General features: G+C 42.8%; 1 protein-coding gene. It reads right to left on the bottom strand.

Annotated features, from left to right (window positions below; genetic code table 11):
* Positions 1-121 precede the first annotated feature (121 nt).
* A complete protein-coding gene (locus R7P72_RS24690) occupies positions 122-1,246 on the bottom strand; it encodes an acyl-CoA desaturase (RefSeq protein ID WP_318110924.1) in 1,125 nt (374 codons plus the stop codon).
* Positions 1,247-1,316: the final 70 nt, after the last annotated feature.

The following is a 1,316-nucleotide window of genomic DNA, read 5'->3' as shown; positions in this document are numbered from 1 at the left end:
GAAATGCAGATGAAATAATTAAAAGTAATCGAAAAGCATTATTCGAGTTAGATCACATTTGTAACGGCTAAAATAAACAAAAAGCCCCGACTAAGCGGGGCTTATTCAGCAACTTAATGCATTATGCGTAACGACGGATCATCAAGTTCCAACTACGTTGTTGACGCTCAAACTCAGTTTTAAGTTGTTGATACTTCAATTTCGATACAGAGCACTCGTATTTCTTCACTACGTTCGCAGCTTTTTCACCGAGCAACTCTTTGCGTGCTTCGTAGTATTCCTGCATATGGTGAACCAATGCATCAAACTCTTGCTGAAGTTGATCGAGAACTGTTTGCGCATTGGGTTTGGACTCCAGTTTCTCTTTCGCTTTCTTCAACAACTGGGTTGCTCGCGCTTTTTCAATTCGGAAAGTTGATGTAGTGCGAAGCTTGGACGTCAGCCCCAACCAAGAACAAGACTTGATCAGCCATTTAGTTGGATCGTAGTGCCACCAATAAACACCATTGCGGTAGTCATTCTCAAAGATGTGGTGAAAATTGTGGTAACCCTCGCCAAAGGTAAAGAAGGCTAAGACACCGTTATCGCGGGCCGTATTTTTGTCCGTAAAAGTTTGCTTGCCCCAAACATGCGCCAAAGAGTTAATAAAGAAGGTTGTGTGATGGCTCAAGAACAGGCGAGCTGCGCCAACAACCAGCAGCATTCCCCAAACATCCCCATAGATAAGACCCAAAGCTACAGGGAAACCGATATTAGTCAGCAAAGCTAACGGCACGTAATACTTGTGTTGCCACATCACAATCCCATCGCGTTTTAGATCGCGGCAATTGGTGTACTCATTTTCTTTAGACTTATTGTAGTCGCGCAACATCCAGCCAATATGTGAATACCAAAAGCCACGTTTGGCGGAATAGGGATCTTTGTCATTGTTATCGACATGTTTGTGATGCACTCGGTGATCAGAAGACCAGTGTAATGCACTGTTTTGGAGAGAAAAAGCGCCGCCAATCGCGAAAATTGCACGTAATACAGGATGAGCTTCGTAAGTTTTATGGCTCCAAAGGCGATGATATCCCGCAGTAATCGACAGGTTAGTGAAACTGAATGCAAGGATACCCCAAATCAAGTGCTCCCAGCCCAGTCCATAATGATATGCGTACCAAGGCATTACAATAAACGTTAGAACAAAACTGGCTGAAAAAATCAATATATTCAACCAGATAAATGGTGGTTTGTTTTGATTCACGGAGGTATTCCTAACTTTGAGCTAACAACTGTTCGCTAGAATATCAGCGAACACGTGTAAGTCAAATTAA

This window comes from Vibrio sp. Vb0888 (assembly GCF_033338835.1).
GTDB lineage: Bacteria > Pseudomonadota > Gammaproteobacteria > Enterobacterales > Vibrionaceae > Vibrio > Vibrio alginolyticus.
This window is presented reverse-complemented; position numbering and strand designations above follow the sequence as displayed.